Origin of the sequence: Actinobaculum massiliense (assembly GCF_001457435.1) — a bacterium.
GTDB classification, from domain to species: Bacteria; Actinomycetota; Actinomycetes; order Actinomycetales; family Actinomycetaceae; genus Actinobaculum; species Actinobaculum massiliense.
In genome coordinates this window covers 861,966-878,836 of sequence record NZ_LN881717.1, presented here as the reverse complement: position 1 = coordinate 878,836, position 16,871 = coordinate 861,966, and the positions used below count along the sequence as shown (strand labels likewise).

Sequence of the window (16,871 nt, the reverse complement as noted above, 5' to 3'; positions counted from 1 at the left end):
GCTACGCGAAAAACGTGTGCTCGTCGGCGATAATGGCGAATTTGAACTGATGTTCAAAAACGGATGCGAGGCCAGTGCCGGTCTTGTATTCTCGTATTTGTCCGACGATTTGCACGGTCGGGCACAGGCGAGGCAACGATGCCTCAGCGGCAATGACGCCAACAAGAAGGAAATACGCCAATGAAATTATTGCGTAAAGGGCGCGTGTGGAAAGGGGCAGTCACTTTGCTCTCCGCACTGGCGCTGGTAGCTACGCCGTCGATCGCAACGGCGCAACCCGCGGAAGAATCCGCGCCGCAGGAGTATATGACGCTCACCCTCGAGCGCATTGATGATCTTGAAGGGCCGGCTCATCCCGGAGATACCCTCAAGTTCCGTATCACATACAAGAACATTTCAAGCCAGACGATCACCGCATTCCCGTCGAAAACCAATCTGGAGAATGTGCTGACCACGGCAGCTAAGAATTGTCGCTGGGCGAACCTGGCGCCGGGAAAGTCGGCGTCGTGCGAATTTGGCTTCCTCAAGGTGAGCGAGGCGGACGTTGAGGCGGGCAGCGTGGAACCGTACGTGACCTACAAGGCCACCAAGGAACGCGCCGGCACCACGGTGCTACAGGACAATATCACCGCCAAGGAAGACCCGGTGGAGGTTGTGCCGGGCGTGCGGGAGAAGGAAGATCCGGCCGCAATTGCAAAGGACCGCGGTGATATGGAGCCGGTGCGTCTGGCTCGCGCGGGTGACAAGTACACCTGCTACCGCATTCCGGCGCTCGCCCAGGCAAATAATGGTTGGCTGTTGGCCGCCTACGATGGCCGCCCGAATTCTTGCGAAGATTCTCCCAACCCGAACTCGATTGTGCTGCGAATTTCCAAGGACAACGGAGCCTCGTGGGAAAAGCCGACCGAAATTGCCACCGGTCACGGCGCTCGCCACGCTAGCGATAAGTACGGCTATTCGGATCCCTCTTTCGTGGTGAACCGGGAAACCGGACGTATTCACGCCTTCTTCGTGAAGTCCTACGATGTTCGATTCCAAGATTCCCAGCCGGGCACTGATGAGGGTCAGCGCAATGCGCTTCACGCCGCCGTCACCCATTCGGATGACAACGGCGTTACCTGGAGCGAGCCGCGCGAAATCACCGCGGATATCACCAATGATCCAAGCATTCGTTCCCGCTTCGCCGCCTCTGGCGCGGGAATCCAGATGCGTTATGGCAAATACGCTGGCCGCCTCGTCCAGCAGTACACCATGACGGAGGCGAACCGTAATTACGCCGCGGTTTCGGTGTATTCCGACGACGACGGCGAAACCTGGAAGGCCGGCAAGCTGGTCGGCACCGGCATGGATGAAAACAAGGTTGTGGAGCTTTCCGACGGCCGCCTCATGCTGAACTCGCGGCCCTCTTCCGGCCCCAACTACCGCAAGGTAGCTATCTCCGAAGACGGTGGCGAGACGTACGGCGAGGTTTTTGTGGAACAGCAGCTTCCCGATCCCCGCAATAACGCCTCGATTATTCGCGCCTACCCGAACGCTGAGCAGGGTAGTGACGATGCGAAGATCTTGCTTTACTCGTCCTCTTCTGCGCAGGGGCGAGTTAACGGCCTGCTACGAATTTCCTACGATGACGGACAGACGTGGTCGGACGGAAAACTCTTCGCGCAGGGGCCGATGGCCTACTCGACCCTCGCCGCGCTGAAGGATGGTTCGTACGGCATTCTGTACGAGGGCCCAAATAATGACATTATGTTCGCCAAGTTCGGGATGTCCTGGATTGAGGGTCTGCCCGTGCGAGCGGCGGCGTCGGAAGCGAACATCCATCGCGGCGAGGCGAAAATTACCTACAACCTTGTGAACAGGGGCGATCAAGCCCTCACCGGGCTGACGCTGACGCCGCAGGTGCCGGCCGGTTGGCCGCAGGTTGGGGCGGTGGAGCTTCCTGCGCTCGAGCCCGGTAGGGTGACGCCGGTTGAGGTCACCGTGCAGGTACCCGCGGGTGCGAGCGACGGCGACTACAGCTTCCCCGCCACCGTGACAAGCGGTGATCTTTCCTCGAAGGTGCGCGCTACCGGCAAGCTGGCGGTGCGCGAGGGCGAGGTAAATCCGGAGGCGACGCAGGTTGAACTTGCGTCAAATCCGCCGGCCGAAACCTCTGCCGAAAATAATTCCGCCGCGAATTTGGTGGACGGAAACCGCTCCACTATTTGGCACACGCCCTGGGGTCGGACCGCAGAACTCCCCATTGACGTGGACCTCAAGCTGGCCCAGGCCGAGCGCATCGTGCGCGTGGACGTGGCGCCGCGTCAGGATGCCAGCAACGGGCGCATCCGCACCGCGGAGCTGTGGGCTGGCGATTCCGCCGATACTCTCGAGAAGGTCGCGGACGGTAGCTTCGCGGACACGCCCGAGGTGGCCAGCTTCTACCTAGATAAGGAAGCGGCTTACGTGCGTGTGCGGATCACCGGCACCTACGGAGATGCGCAAGATAAGTACGCTTCGGGAGCCGAGGCGCAGGTCTTTACTGCGCCGAAGCCCGAGCCGCAGCCGGAACCCGAAGAGCCGAAGGTTGCCAAGCCGCAGGTTTCTTACGCGGCGGTTGAGGCTGCTCCCGGCCACCTCGCGAAGGCACCCGTCGCTTTTGCGAACGAAGCCGGCGAAGCTGTGGAGGCCCCGGAGGGCACGCGGTTCGCACTGGAGGATGTTGATCCGAGCGCGGTGCCCGAGTACGCGGCAATTAACACCATCACCGGACGGGTGCTCGTCGAGGTTCCCGCTGAAGCCGAGGTGGGCTCGGAAATTTCCGTGCCGGTGCGCGTTACCTACGCCGACGGCGAGGTCGCTTCGGCCAAGGCCATCGTCAAGATCGTGGCTCCGGCGGAGCCTGATCCGATCGAGCCCATCGAGCCGAGCGAGGAACCGACCACGGTTGAACCTACGCCGGAGCCGAGCGACGCCGGCGAACCTCAACCTACGGTCGAGCCGGAGCAGGCCAAGCCTGCTCCGCTCAACCCGCGTGGCATTCTTTCCACGAACTCTTGGACCGGGGGACAGGCGGACAGCTCGGTGTTCTACGGCAACGCTGGCGATGAACTGTTCTACGGCGATTGGGATGGCGATGGAATTGACACCCCGATGGTGCGCCGTGGGAACACCTTCCTCGGCACGAACGCCCGTACCGGCGCGGCGCAGTTCGAATTTGCCTACGGCAACGCGAACGACGCTGTGCTGGTCGGTGACTGGAATGGCGATGGCCGCGATACCGTCGCCGTGATGCGTGGAAACCGCGTATTCGTCAAGGATTCGCTGACCGGTGGCGCGGCGGACTACGTTGTCGCCTATGGAGAAGCTAGCGACCTGTTGGTTACGGGTGACTTCGACGGCAACGGTTGCGACGAACTGGCTGCCGTGCGCGGCAACCACTTCTACCTCCAGTCCACCATTCGCGACGCCGTCTCTACGCGCGATTTTGCTTACGGGCAAGCGGGCGACCGCGTGATCGCTGGTGATTGGAATGGCGACGGCGTCGATGGCATCGGCGTGGTTCGTGCTAACCAGTTCTACCTTCGCAACACGCTCACCGGCGGAGTTGCGGAAGCCGTGTACGCCTACGGCAACGCGAACGATCGCGTGCTGGTGGGCGATTGGGACGGCGATGGCGTTGATACACCCGCGGTAGACCGGCGGTAGCGATTGCGTTCCAGCTCCTGAGGAACCGGCATCGGCCGGGCGCCAGTGCGTTTCGTGGTAAATCACGGTTCCGCTGGCCTCAGTGAGGAATGCGTAAGGCTCCCTGAGAGCAGAGCTCAGTTAAATGCCGCCGCAGCGTGTATGACTGCTTGAGGGGTTAGAGCCGAGCACATACAAAAGGAGCGCGCCAGCGGGGTAGCTGGCGCGCTCCTTTCGCAATTGTGCTAGCGAGGCAAGTTGCATCGCTAACTATCATGACGGCATGCGCTCGCGAGGGTTCGCGGCGACCTTAGCGCGAGGCAACGAGCTTGCGCTTAGTAAGGCGAAGCGAAACGTCGGCCGAGCGGGCCACCTGCTTCGAGTGGGTAACGACCAAAACGCATTTGCCCTTCTCGTGGGCAGCATCGCGCAGGATCGTAATCACCTCGTCGGCGGTTTCCTCGTCTAGATTGCCGGTGGGCTCATCGGCAAGGATAACGGGCGCTCGCGAAACGAGAGCGCGGCCAATTGCTACGCGCTGTTGCTGTCCGCCGGAAAGATGCATTACGTTTCGGCGAATCTCCTCGGGGGTCAGGCCAAGCGAAGTGAGCGTATCGGCGCTTGCCTTTGAATCCACCAGGCGCAGGTTTTCCAGCGGCGTGAGGTAATCAATCAAGTTGTAGCTCTGGAAAATCAAAGAAATCTGTTCGCGGCGGTGGTGGAAGTATCCGGCTTCACGGATATCTTTCCCATCAAACCGCACCTCGCCTTCGGTTGGGGTGTCGAGCCCTGCCAGCAGACTGAGAAGAGTGGACTTTCCGGCACCGGAAGAACCCTCAATGGCGTAAATCTTCCCGGCCTCAAAATCGGCGCACACATTGGAAAGAACCGTTGTGGGCATGCCCTTATAGCGATAGCTGACGTGATCAAGTTGCAAAATCGACATGGTTGAAAATTCCTAACTAAGTTGGGAAAGAATGCTTTTTGGTGTTTTAGTGATGATTGGCATAAGCGCGGCGGCAAGTGCGGCGAGAACCACGAGGTATCCCAGCCCGACGCCGGCGACCATACTGAGTATCTGCGGGGAAGAAATGCCGATACTGGAAAGAGTTGCGTCGCCAACCCGCGAAATAATGAACGCCCCGAGTTGCCCACTCAGCGCATTTCCGGCCAGCATGGCCAGTAGCGTGGCTATCGCGGCCAGCCCGGAGGCTTCGAGCACGAACTGGCCCACCAGCTCCCGCTTTGAGCAACCGATACTGAGCAGGATTCCAATTTCGTGAATTCTTCCGCGAACCCAGAAAACCAAGACGAGCACAGCCATTCCGAGCCCGCCCAAGCAGATGCCAAAAAGAAGCATTCGTAGCATCTGGTTGGCACTATCGACAGCGGCAAGAACGCCCGCAAATTGTTGTGCGTTATCGGTGACGACGAGGTCTGGAGCCGTGCCTCGTGCCTGCGCCAGGGTGGTGGGAAGCGATTCAGCGTCGTTCACTAGAAACCGCGCCAGCGTCACGTCCTCGCTCCCGTTTAGCTGCTGGGCGGCCCCCAGATGCGTAAACACCTGATTTTCTGAAGCACCCGACGGTAAGCCGGTCTCATTTTCCGCAATGCCGCTGAAAATGCCCGTCACGGGGACGCGAATTCCCCGGCCGTCCTGCGCGAGCGTCAGCTCGGAGCCGATAGTCAGGTTGTTCTGAGCGGCAAAGGCTTCATGGATGAGCGCGCCGGGGCGGTCGCCCGCCAGGTGCTCTCCCGACTGAAGCGAGTAGATCCCGCCCTGGAAAGCGGGGATTAGACTCGAATTCGTGGTCCCCGTCAGGGTTACCGCGCTTTCCACTCCTTCATCGAGCTGGATCCCGCCTGCCGCAACTGCCGCGGCGCCGACCGGAGTAGCTTGCGTCATCGTTTCGAAGGCGTGCGCGGAAATGCCGGGTAGCGCCGCGAGCGTATCCGCCAGCGAGACCGGAACCTGCCCGGTGTCCGACGTCGCCGTAAAACCCGCCCCGACGTTCCGGGAAATGCTCTCGCGCACCTGCGCCATGGTGGAGCGGACTCCGGATTGGGCCACAATCGCCGTGAAAATAACCCCCATGACCAGCAAAATCGCGATGCTCCGCGCGGGGCGGCGCGAGACCGCTAGCCCGGCGCGCTGAGGAGTACTCATCCGCTTCATCGCGCCCGCCGTATCCATCCCGTTCGTCGCGCTCATCGTGCATCCACCAAAAGCGCGCGCGGGGATTTGCGCAGGCGCGGGATAGCGGCCACCGCCACGCAGGCGACGATCACAACGAACAAGGAGATCGCTACCGGCACGAAGAGCCGAGGATCGACCACGGTCGAAAGCGAATCGAGAGTCTTGGCGGACATCGACGATTCAATATCCGAGGCAATCTGCTGCCCGCCGGTGAGCTCCTTGGTCAGGGAGGCGTTGGTGGAGCTCAGGACGGCGGAGCCGAACCCGCTTGCCACCAGGCGCGCCAGGAAGAAGCCGCCCACCACCGCGGGGATCGCGATGAAGACCAACTCGGCCAAGTATTGCGAGATGATGCTTGCCTTGGTGCGCCCAATGGCGAGCAAAACGCCGGTTTCTTTCTTGCGCTCGTTGAGCCAGAGGAAGAGCACCAGCGAGAGAATGGCAAAGGTGAAAACAAACGCGGCAATGGTGGTCGCGTTCATTACCGAGCGCACGCCCTCAATGGAGTTGGTAATTCCCGAAAAGTACTGCATGCTCTTGGAGAGCTGGTATTTCTTCCAATCAATATTCTGCGCGGCCGCTTCCTTCGCAACCGACTCGAAATCTGCATTGTTGGAAACGTAGAAATTAGCGTCCTGATAGATCTCGTTTTCGGGGGTCATTTGGTACAGCGCGCGGGTGGTGTCGACGTCCGTGTAAACAATGTTTCCGTAGAGTTCGTTGCGCTGCTTCGCCTGACCGGTATTTGAGCCAGAAACGATTCCAACGATCTCGGTGGTTACCTCCGCGGTGGATTTATTCTGATTGTCGGCGTCGTACGGATTTCCGCGAAGCGTGAGCTTATCGCCGATTTTCAGCCCGTTCGCGGCGGCGAGCTCCTCATTGATCACCGATTTATTGTGGTCCTCAGCGGTGAGGTGGCGCCCGGCGGTTAGCGTGAGCGCGCCGGAGCGGAAGTTGTTATCCAGTTCTGTGGTATTCACGCCCCACACGTTCACGGCGTTCCCAAACTGCTCGGCGCGCTTGGCGTCATAGTCCTGCGCTCCCGTTGTCAGTGCTTTCGCGTCCACCAAGTCCGCGGTGACGTTCTGCCGTTTCACGTAATTCTCGACGCCGTCTAGCGCGGCAATTTTTTCAATGTCCGTTCCCTGAACATTGCCGGCGCCGCGGGGAGTGCCCATATTCGTGCGGGGATTGATGCCTAGAACGAATCCCTTCCCGGTTTTGGCCGCCACCTGGTCGGCGGCCGCGGCGGTGGCGGATTTAATTGCCAGAGTTGAGAAGAGCAGGGTGGACATGGTCACTAAAATCCCCAAAATAATCAGGGTCTTCACCCATTTGCGGGTGACGTAGCGCCACGCTCGTCCGATAAAAGACACGTCGGTGTCCTTCCGTTGTCAGAGGTCCCCGCGAGGGGATCGAAAATTCTTGTTAAGTCCCCGAGGTGGGGGAATATAAAGTGGCCAGAAAAGCTGCATTGAAATAAAACAGGCAATGCTGGTGCCGACCAGAGGATATTAGACCGGCGGAGGCTGTGGGTCCGCTGGGTAAATCGTGGGCTACGCCTAGGAAGAACTTGTTCTAGTTTAATTGAAATTTGTTATTAGCGCTCGTTAATGCGAATGGTTGTCGTTTTCAGTAGAAACCAGTAATCTGTCATCGCAACCAAGGTAATGCACCCCTAACCCAGGGCTTACGGGTAGGGAAAGTTGAAAGGAATCGCATGAAGTTGCCACTCAAGCTTGCCGCCGCCGCGACGGCTACCATGCTTGCATTAACATCGCTCTCCGGCTGTGCCACGAACGATGCCTCGAAGGGCCCCTCCGCGGAGGGAAGTTCCAGCGCCGCCACCTCGCTCAAGGTCGTTGCCACCACGGGCTACCTTGAGGATGTGGTCAAGAACGTCGCGCCGGATGCCAAGGTCACCACGCTCGTCAAGCCGGGCGGCGATCCGCACACCCAGGAACTCACCACCAAGGACACCGAAGAAATTGAAAAGGCTGATCTGGTTGTGTGGACCTCCCACGATATGGAACACAAAATGATGGATCAGCTCAGTAAGCTGGGCGATCGTCAAATTCCCGCGGCTGAGGCTATTCCGGAAGACCAGCTCCTGCCTTGGGAAGAGGACGGAAAGATCGAGGGGCATGATCCGCACGTGTGGAATTCCCCGGATAACTGGCAGTATGTGGTGAGTGCGACGGCGGAGAAGTTGGGCAAGATCGATCCGGCGAATGCTGAAACCTACAAGAAGAACGCCGATGCTTACAACGCCAAGATCCAGGAGGCCGAGGCCAAGGCGAAGCAGAAGCTGGACGCCATCCCGCAAGAGCGTCGCGTGCTTATTACCGGCCACGATGCCTTCAACTACCTAGGTAAGTCTTTCGGTATCGAAATCCACGCTACCGACTTTGTTTCCTCCGAGTCGGAGATGTCCGCCGTCGAACTCAATGAGCTGGCAGACCTCATCGCCTCCAAGAAGGTTCCGGTGATTTTCCAGGACAATCTGAAGAACCCCGAGGTCATCAAGCACCTGCAGGAAGCCGTAAAGGAAAAGGGTTGGCACGTGGAGATTTCCGATAAGGAGCTCTTCGCGGACACGCTCAGCTCCGAGGCTCCTACCAATACCTACCTCGGTGCCTTCGAGTACAACGTCGACGCCATTGTTGAGGCGCTAACGCAGAAGTAAAAACGGGAGCCATCAACACTCCCAAACCGACTACCAATGGAAGAAACAAAATGACCAACGTCCATCACCTGGCCTGCGAGATTCAGTATCTCGGTGTTGCCTATCGAGAACGCGTCGTTGTGGACGATTTCTCGCTGAGAATTGAACCGGGCCAGGTGATGGCGTTGCTAGGCCCGAATGGTGCGGGTAAATCCACCATTATTAAGGCTTGCTTCCAACTGATCCCCAAGCTTGCCGGCAAGGTGGAGTTTTTCGGCCAGCCGCTGCAGAAGGTGCGCTCGCGAATTGGGTATATGCCGCAGGCTGCCGAGGTCGATTGGGATTTCCCGACGACGGTGGCTGACGTGGTGCTAATGGGCACCTACTCTCGGCTCGGCTGGTTGCGCAGGCCGGGCAAAAAAGAAAAGGAGATCGCCGCCCGGGCGATGGAACGGCTGGGTATTGCCGAGCTGGCGGATCGGCAAATTAGTCAGCTTTCTGGCGGGCAAAAGCAGCGCACGTTCGTGGCGCGCACGCTGGCGCAAGATCCGGATTTCTGCGTCATGGACGAGCCCTTTGCGGGCGTGGATATCGCCTCGCAGCAGGCAATTATGAAGATCCTCAAGGAGCTGGTGGCAGAGGGGAAAACCGTGCTGATCGTGCACCACGATTTGCAGACGGTTCGCGATTTTTGCGACTCGGTGGTTTTGCTTAATTCGGGCAAAATCGTAGCCGCCGGGCCGGTGGACCACGCCTTCACCTCCGAAAACGTGGCGGAAGCATACGGGCTCGCAATTAATGTGGACGCGATTGGCGACCGCGCAACAAGTGCTGATGCAACAAATGCTGACGCGGCGCGCCTCGCTCCGGCGCGTGCCCCCGAGGCGAGGTAGCGCAAGGAATACATGTTATGACGCTTCCTCTCTTCGATTTCATTCCGCCCGCTGAGTTCTTCAGCGCATACATATTCCGCACCATGCTGATCGGCACCGTGCTGATCGGATGCTTCTCGGGAGCCATGGGCTGCCTGCTTTATCTGCGCAAACAGGCTTTGGTCTCCGACGTTATTGGTCACAGCTCGATCCTCGGCGTCGTCGTCGCCTTCACGGTTGCCAGCGTGGTTTTCCACGCCGATGGTCGCTCGCTCACCGTGCTGGTTATTGGCGCCGCCATTGCCGCCACCCTCGCCGCGATTCTTACCAACGTCATTGTGAGAATTTCAAAGATCAAGGCCGACGCCGCCATGGCTATCTGCCTCTCGCTTTTCTACGGCGGCGGAATGGTGGGGATGCGAATGCTCACCCACTCAAGCCTTCCTAACCGCGGTGGTATTGAAAGTTATATGTTCGGCAACGCGGCGAATTTGCGCGGCGTGGACGTGCGAACAATCCTGATTTTCGGCGCCCTTGTGGTTGCGGTTTTAGTGCTTGCGTTCAAGGAAATAAAACTCCTGCTTTTCGACCCGATTTCCGCTCGCGTGCAAGGCTTTTCCCCGCGCATCCTCGACCCTCTCATTATCGGCATCGCCACCCTCGCCATCGTGATCGGGATTAAAGGTGTGGGCCTGATTCTCATGGTCGCCTTCGCAATTATGCCGGCCGCGGCCGCGCGGCAGTGGACGAACAAAATGTCCCACATGATCATCTTGGCCGGAGTGTTCGGCGGCCTGGCCGGCGGGGCGGGCGCCTATGTTTCGGTATGCCTGGGCAAAGTCCCCACCGGCCCGGTGGTGGTGCTCTGCCTTTTCACCGCCGTCCTCTTCTCTCTGTTCTTCGCCCCGCAGCGATCGGTTTTTGCCGTTGCGCGCCGCCGCAGGCGTCTGCAGAGCGCGGGCGCGAAAGAGGAAAGGTAGCGACATGAGTTTTATTGTCTCGGTGATGCTCCTCGCCGTCGTCACGGCCGTCACCTGCTGCTTACCCGGAGTTTTCCTCGTTCTTCGCCACCAATCCATGCTGGTGGACGCGATGTCCCACGCGGTTTTACCCGGAATCGTTGTGGGGGCAATCCTCTCGGGCACCACGAGCTCACCCGTTATGGCGATCCTTGCCGCGCTAATGGGAATGCTCGTGGTGCTCGGGGCGGATAAACTACAACGCACCGGCCTGATTACCGGCGACGCCTCCCAGGGCCTTATCTTCCCGGTGCTTTTCGCGCTCGGTGTGCTTCTTTTGTCGACGACGTTGGCGAATGTGCATATTTGCCAAGACACGGTTCTCACCGGGGATCTCAACCTCATGGCCCTTACCCCCGAGCACATTATTATTGGCGGCTACGACATCGGTCCGCGCACCATGTGGCACCTCATTGTGGTTATGGCCTTGAACGCCAGCTTCATCGGCGTCGTCTACCGAGTCCTGAAAACCTCCACTTTTGATCGGCAGTTCGCGGTCACTATTGGCTTCCCGGTACGGGTGGTGGAGCTCGGCTTAATGCTGTTGGTCTCGCTGACTGTTGTGGTGGCATTCAATGCCGCCGGCGCGGTGCTCGTGATTGCCCTGATGATTGTGCCGGCTTCCGCGGCGCTCCTTCTCACCACGTCCCTGCGCTCCACTATTTGCGCCACCATCGCCATCGCTGCGCTCTCCGCGCTCGCTGGCTTCCTTATCGCCTGGCAGTTGGACCTGGCTACCTCGGCGGCCATGGCTTTCGTGGACGGCGTGATCTTCTTGCTGGTGCTCGGCGCGGTCAAGCTTTTTCCAAGGGTGCGGAGGCACCCGGCGAAGGTACGGGCCCCGCAAAGCGCCTAACGCCGCGCTACTCGCGTAAGGCGGTGATCCGCGCTTGGTTGTGCCGGCTCCTTGTCAGCGCAACGCGCTCGGCCCTGATCCTCGGGCCTGATGCTCGCGGGCAGTTTGAGCAGGCGAGCGGTCTCGGTTTGTTCGCGGGAAGTGCTTGGCTAATGGGCGGGGAGTTCCTGGGTCGGGCAGGCCTCGAGCACGGAAACCATGGCTTGCTTTTCCGCGGCGCTGGCACCGATGTCGTACTTTTGCTTCACCCCGACTTGGCGCGCCACGTACTCGCAACGGAAATTCTCATTGGACGGGAGCCATTGGGACGCATCCTGATGGCCCTTATCGTCGTTTTCGGCCTCGGACACGGCGAGTAAATTCAACGGATCAGTGGCGAAGGCGAAGCGCTTGGCCGGTTGCCAATCGTCGGCGCCTTTTTGCCAAGCATCATAGAGTGCCACCACGTGGTCGATCTGCACCGCGTCCGGATCGGCGGCGCGGTCAAAATCCACCTCCCGGCCCGAATACGGATCGTGAAGCACTCCGGTTCCTACCACGCAATGCGGCGGATTCTTCCCGCCTTCCCAGAAGGTGGTTCCCGCGAGGTCGCGCGCCAGGATTTCATTGCGCTCATTGCAATCGTCGCCGTCCAGATCCGGCCAACCATCGTCGGTGAATCCGAATTCCTGACGCCGGTATCCCACCCCGTTCGTCGGTTCGGTTTCCCGCAGGTTTTTGGCCGCGGAAAGAGCTTCGCCGGAGGGTGCGGAGGCGGAAACATAGTCTTGGGGTTGCTCGAATTGCTCGGCCTGTTTATCCCAGTTAGCCGAATCGATAATGAGGTAGACGAATATTGCGGCGACCACGACGAACATGATGATCCGGTTGCGTCGCTGGGTCCGCCGTTGCTGTTCGCGCGAGGGCGGTTGCATCCATTTGGGGCGATTGTTGCCGGAGTTTGCCGAGGCTCCGGTCCCGCCCGAAGTGGATTTCCCCGATCGATATCCGGAAGGGCCATCAGAGTTACCGCGGAAAGTTTTCGCCATTGCACCAGGATATCGATTTCTTGGCCGTTCGCGCGCGGGGGTTGGTGGCGTGCGCGGGGGCAGAAGCTGAGATCGCTCACTATCAAAGCCCAGTTCCGGCCCGGCGCGGCGCAACGGATTAGACTGGCCACTGTTTGCGCCTCCGCGCGCATTGCCTGGCCCAGCCGCGGCCGGGCACCGCGAAGCGGCGGCGTCGTCGGTAATAAAACCAAAACACGGAAGGTGGACCATGGCGCAGGCTCTTAGCCCGGAAGTCATTCAGAATTTTGCGGAGAAGTTCGAGGCGGATCCGGCCGCGCGCATCGCGCAGAACGCGGTGACGCAAACGCCGATTACTAAGGTTGCCGAGGATCGCGAGGTCATTAACTCGATCGACCCCACGATGTCTGTCAAGGTGGACAAGTGGCCGATTACCAACCAGAAGAAATCGGGGCGGTGCTGGCTTTTCTCGGGGCTCAATAGCCTCAAGAACGCTGTTTACGAAGAGACTGGGCTGGAGAAGTTCGAGTTCTCGCAGGCTTACCAGCATTTCTGGGACAAATTGGAGAAGGCGAACTACTTCCTTTCCTCGATGATCGACCTGGCCGAGGAGGATGTGGATAACCGCACCGTCCACTACCTGCTTTCCGATCCGATTGGCGACGGCGGGCAGTGGAATATGTTCGTGGCGCTGGTGGAAAAGTACGGCGTGGTGCCCAAGTACGCCATGCCGGAAACCGAGTCGAGCTCCAATACCTCGGCGATGAACCGCACCCTGGAGATGCTGCTGCGCCGCGGAGCGCGTGATATTCGCGCCGCCGAGGCGGCCGAGCGCGATGCCGTGCGCGCTTCGGTGATGGAGCAGATTTACCGCGTGCTGGCGATTCACCTGGGCACCCCGCCCCAGAAGTTCGTGTGGCAGTGGGAGAACAAGGACGGAGAATTCCACCGCGAGGGCGAGATGACGCCGCTCGAGTTCGCGCATAAGTACCTGCCAGATCTGAGCGAACTGGTGTGCGTGGTCAACGATCCGCGCAACGAATACGGCAAGCTCTACACAGTGGACCGTCTGGGCAATGTGGTGGGCGCCAAGCCAGTGACGTACCTGAACGTTCCGATTGAGGTTATTCGCACCGCCGTGATTGAGCAGCTCAAGGAAGGCCACCCGGTGTGGATGGGCTGCGATACCGGCAAGCAGTCCGATCGCGACCGCGGTATCTGGGACGGCAAGCTCTTCGACTACGAGGGTACCTACGGAATTGACCTCGAGATGTCCAAGGCCGATGAGCTACGCTTTGGCGAATCCATGATGACGCACGCTATGGTGTTCACCGGCGTGGATCTGGACGAGGCCGGCTCCCCGCGCCGCTGGCGCATCGAAAACTCGTGGGGCGACGGCATGGGCGATAAGGGTTTCTGGACCATGAACGATTCCTGGTTCGACCAGCACGTCTTCGAGATTGCTGTGCCCAAGAGCCGCCTGCCCGAGGAATACTTGGCGGCCCTCGATTCCGAGCCGGCGGTGCTCCCGGCCTGGGACCCAATGGGATCGCTGGCCTAAGGTTCCGCGACTAAAACAAACGCCGGTGGGGCGGGTTGCTTGCGGCCCGCCCCACCGGCGTATTCATTACGGCGTCGTGTTCCGCAGAATACTTCGCGCCCCGGAGGTAATCGCGGCCTATTGCGGGTGCTTTTGGATCCAACGCACGGTATCCACAATGGTTTCTTCCACCGGGCGCGTGCTGTAGCCGAGCTCAGCTGAGGCTTTGGCATGGCTGAACTGTGCCGGGGCCTGCAGGGTATAGAGCGAATAGCGGGTGTAAAGCGGCGCGGTTCCGCGCAGTTTGTACCAGAGCTCAGCCGCGGGGGCGGTGAGCTTGGCAAACCAGGTGGGCAAAACGGTGGGAGTGCGCTTCCTGCCAATTGTCTTGCACACGAGGTCACTCATCTCGCGAATCGAAGTTTCGGTGCCGTTGAGGATGTAGTTTTCTCCGTTGCGCCCGCGGTAGGCGGCGGCAATGCACGCATCCGCAATATCCCGCACATCCGCAAAGTCGTAACCGCCGTTCACAATCGAGGTGAGCCGGCCGTTCATAAGGTCGCGAATGAGGCGAGTGAGATGACCGTCCCCATAATCACCCGGGCCAAGGATCCCGGAGGGGTGAACAACGACGCGATCAATGTTCTCCGCATCGAGCACCAGCCGCGTGCCCTCGGCCTTTGTCTTGGCGTATTCACCCACGACTTGCGCGGGCGTAATGTCCTTCGTTTCGGTGATAATGCCGTCATCCTCGGGCAAAGCGTGGACGCTACTGGTGTACACCAGTCGCGCTACGCTGTGCTCACGGCAGGCGTAAACAATGTTTCGGGTTCCGCCAACATTGACTGAGCGCACCTCGCGGCGCACCTGATTGGCAATGGAAACAATGCCCGCGCAGTGGATAATGAACGTATCTGCGCCGGCGCCGTCGAACAGCCGCGCAACGTCTGCGGGATCGGTGATGTCTGCGTAGAACTTTTCGCACTCGATGCCCGCGAGCGATTCCGGCTCGCGGTCCGGGTAAACCCCCGCGCGCACGCGGGCCCCCGCTTCGAAGAGGCGCCGCACGATTGTGTTGCCGAGGAACCCCTCCGTGCCGGTCACGATCCACTTGTGTTGCGTTATCTCTGCGTCTTGCATCCAAACCTCCCTCGCGGCGCGCGCCTTCGTTTGTTTCCCGACGCCGCCGCTCGGCCACGGCTGGAGTGGAAATGCCTCAATGTGCGGCTGGCACGTATGGAATTGCGGAAGGCGCGCCCTGTGTTGGGATCAAGTTGAGGAAATTATTCTCTGAAAAAACCGAGAACCAGGCGGGCGGCCTGAAAGACCGGGCGGGCGAGTGCAGAGCCAATCCGGTAGCGGATCGCGGCGCCAAAGCGGCAGCGGAGTGCTTCGCGAAAGCGTGAGAGTGCGCGCGATCCAGACGATTCGCTTTAGGCTGTCGGAGCTGCGCGGTACCATGCCAGTGCGTTTCAAGAACCGCGCGGCAGAGCGATTGAGTCGCGCGGCGTCGGCGAAGAACTAGTAAACGGAGGCATATATGGGCGCCCAGCAGAGCGCAAACACCGCAATTACGAGCACGCAACTTGAGGCGTGGGCGGAGGCATTTTCCGCGGATCCGCAGGCGCGAATTGCCCAGAACGCGCTCACCCAGAATGCGCTTGCCGATGTGGCTCAGGACCACGCCAAGGCCACCGCGCTCAGCGGCGCCAGTTTCTCCCTAAAAATCGACGCCTGGGACGTGACGAACCAGGAAAAGTCCGGCCGTTGCTGGATGTTCGCGGGTTATAACGCGGCCGGTCGCCCCGAAGTTTTCAAGGAAACCGGCCTGAAGAAATTTGAGTTTTCCTTCGCCTACCTGCAGTTCTTCGACCTTCTCGAAAAGGCGAACGTCTTCCTGCGCAATATTTGCGACCTCGCGGACGCACCTTTCCCCGGTGAGTTTTTGGTGTCCGACGTCGGAGCGAAATTCGCCGGGAAGTCGGCCAACGAAATTGAGCCGGGCGCCGATAACGCGAGCGGCAATTGCGCCACGGATAGCTGGATCGAGCGCGCCGCGCGGGTTGTGGCCACGATTTTGGAAAACCCTGTTTACGACGGCGGCTGGTGGGAGTCCTTCGCCGCGCTGGTGCAAAAGTACGGCGCTGTTCCGAAGTACGCCATGCCGGAAACCGAGTCGAGCCCGAACACCACTGAAATGGATAGCGTGATTTGCCGCCGTCTTCGCCGCGCCGCCTGGGAAATCCATCACGCGCAGCCGGAGGCGCGGGGTGATATCCGTGAAGCGGCACTCGCCGATGTGTATCGGATCCTACGGATCCACCTGGGCACCCCGCCCCAGCAGTTCATGTGGCAGTGGGAAGACAAGGACGGGGAATTCCATCGTGAGGGCGTGCTAACCCCGCAGGAGTTCGCGCAAAAGGCCGTTCCCGATATTGGCGAATACGTGACGCTCCTTGTTGATCCGCGCTTGGAAGTCGGCCAGGCCTACGCCGTCGACCGGCGCGAGAGTATGGCGGGATACCCGCAGGTTTTCCATGTTGTGTCGATGGACACGCTACGCGAAGCAACGCTCGCCACGCTACGAGCTGGCGAGCCGGTGTGGATGGCATGCGACGTGAGCAAGGAGATGGACCGTAAGAAGGGAATCGGTACGCCGGGGCTTTTCGACGAGGCGGGTATTTACGGCGTGGACACCAGCCTGGAGAACCTCGCCGGGCTCTCCACGCTCGGTTATATGCCCACGCATGCCATGGCATTTACCGGCGTTGACCTGGACGAATCCGGCCAGCCACTGCGCTGGCGGATTGAGAATTCTTGGGGAGAAGATAACGGAGACAAGGGCTTCGTCACCGTCTCGGATGAGTGGGTGGAGGCGCATACCTACGTTGTCGTGGTGAAGAACGACGCCGTTCCTGAGCAGTGGCGTGCGGGCATTGATGATCCCGACGCGCGGTTGCTACCGGCCTGGGATATTTTGGCTTAGTCGGGACGCGTCGTGGTGTGTTAAAAATTGGCCTAGTTGGGCTCGGCACATGGTGCGCCA

13 protein-coding genes are annotated in these 16,871 nt (G+C 60.0%); 7 read left to right on the top strand and 6 right to left on the bottom strand.

The window, feature by feature from the left end:
- Position 1 precedes the first annotated feature (1 nt).
- Positions 2-181, bottom strand: coding sequence for a hypothetical protein (locus BN2664_RS09170; protein WP_155856485.1), 180 nt, complete (start codon positions 179-181; stop codon positions 2-4).
- On the opposite strand from BN2664_RS09170, the gene BN2664_RS05735 reads away from it, so the two are divergent.
- Positions 181-3,687, top strand: coding sequence for an exo-alpha-sialidase (locus BN2664_RS05735; RefSeq protein ID WP_007001151.1), 3,507 nt, complete (start codon positions 181-183; stop codon positions 3,685-3,687). The genes BN2664_RS09170 and BN2664_RS05735 overlap by 1 nt on opposite strands.
- Positions 3,688-3,976: 289 nt before the next feature.
- Here the strand turns inward: BN2664_RS05735 and BN2664_RS05730 are convergent, their stop codons facing one another.
- The 3 genes from BN2664_RS05730 to BN2664_RS05720 are packed head-to-tail and all read right to left on the bottom strand — an operon-like array spanning position 3,977 to position 7,242.
- Positions 3,977-4,612 carry an ABC transporter ATP-binding protein gene (locus BN2664_RS05730; protein WP_007001152.1) on the bottom strand — a complete coding sequence of 212 codons (636 nt, stop codon included), beginning with the start codon at positions 4,610-4,612 and terminating at the stop codon, positions 3,977-3,979.
- A 12-nt stretch (positions 4,613-4,624) separates the two neighbouring features.
- The gene (locus tag BN2664_RS05725) at positions 4,625-5,878 is read right to left on the bottom strand and encodes an ABC transporter permease (protein WP_007001153.1); all 1,254 of its coding nucleotides are present in this window, start codon (positions 5,876-5,878) and stop codon (positions 4,625-4,627) included.
- Positions 5,875-7,242 carry an ABC transporter permease gene (locus tag BN2664_RS05720; RefSeq protein ID WP_007001154.1) on the bottom strand — a complete coding sequence of 456 codons (1,368 nt, stop codon included), beginning with the start codon at positions 7,240-7,242 and terminating at the stop codon, positions 5,875-5,877. The genes BN2664_RS05725 and BN2664_RS05720 overlap by 4 nt, the downstream gene beginning before the upstream one ends.
- Positions 7,243-7,586: 344 nt before the next feature.
- On the opposite strand from BN2664_RS05720, the gene BN2664_RS05715 reads away from it, so the two are divergent.
- Genes BN2664_RS05715 through BN2664_RS05700 form a run of 4 tightly spaced genes read left to right on the top strand, consistent with a single transcriptional unit; the run spans position 7,587 to position 11,278 of the window.
- Positions 7,587-8,552, top strand: coding sequence for a metal ABC transporter substrate-binding protein (locus BN2664_RS05715; protein WP_007001155.1), 966 nt, complete (start codon positions 7,587-7,589; stop codon positions 8,550-8,552).
- Positions 8,553-8,602: 50 nt separating this feature from the next.
- Positions 8,603-9,424: a metal ABC transporter ATP-binding protein gene (locus BN2664_RS05710; RefSeq protein WP_007001156.1), complete on the top strand. Its 822-nt coding sequence runs from the start codon at positions 8,603-8,605 to the stop codon at positions 9,422-9,424.
- A gap of 17 nt (positions 9,425-9,441) precedes the next feature.
- Positions 9,442-10,383, top strand: coding sequence for a metal ABC transporter permease (locus tag BN2664_RS05705; RefSeq protein ID WP_007001157.1), 942 nt, complete (start codon positions 9,442-9,444; stop codon positions 10,381-10,383).
- A 4-nt stretch (positions 10,384-10,387) separates the two neighbouring features.
- A complete protein-coding gene (locus BN2664_RS05700) occupies positions 10,388-11,278 on the top strand; it encodes a metal ABC transporter permease (protein ID WP_007001158.1) in 891 nt (296 codons plus the stop codon).
- A gap of 149 nt (positions 11,279-11,427) precedes the next feature.
- Here the strand turns inward: BN2664_RS05700 and BN2664_RS05695 are convergent, their stop codons facing one another.
- Complete coding sequence (locus BN2664_RS05695; RefSeq protein ID WP_051014117.1) at positions 11,428-12,306, bottom strand: HNH endonuclease family protein; 879 nt, start codon at positions 12,304-12,306, stop codon at positions 11,428-11,430.
- A gap of 229 nt (positions 12,307-12,535) precedes the next feature.
- Between BN2664_RS05695 and BN2664_RS05690 the strand changes: the two genes are divergently transcribed.
- Positions 12,536-13,846, top strand: a complete 1,311-nt coding sequence (locus BN2664_RS05690; RefSeq protein ID WP_007001160.1) for a C1 family peptidase — start codon at positions 12,536-12,538, stop codon at positions 13,844-13,846.
- A 117-nt stretch (positions 13,847-13,963) separates the two neighbouring features.
- Here the strand turns inward: BN2664_RS05690 and BN2664_RS05685 are convergent, their stop codons facing one another.
- A complete protein-coding gene (locus BN2664_RS05685; protein ID WP_007001161.1) occupies positions 13,964-14,965 on the bottom strand; it encodes an NAD-dependent epimerase/dehydratase family protein in 1,002 nt (333 codons plus the stop codon).
- A gap of 400 nt (positions 14,966-15,365) precedes the next feature.
- Between BN2664_RS05685 and BN2664_RS05675 the strand changes: the two genes are divergently transcribed.
- Complete coding sequence (locus tag BN2664_RS05675; RefSeq protein WP_058120643.1) at positions 15,366-16,811, top strand: C1 family peptidase; 1,446 nt, start codon at positions 15,366-15,368, stop codon at positions 16,809-16,811.
- Positions 16,812-16,871 lie beyond the last annotated feature (60 nt).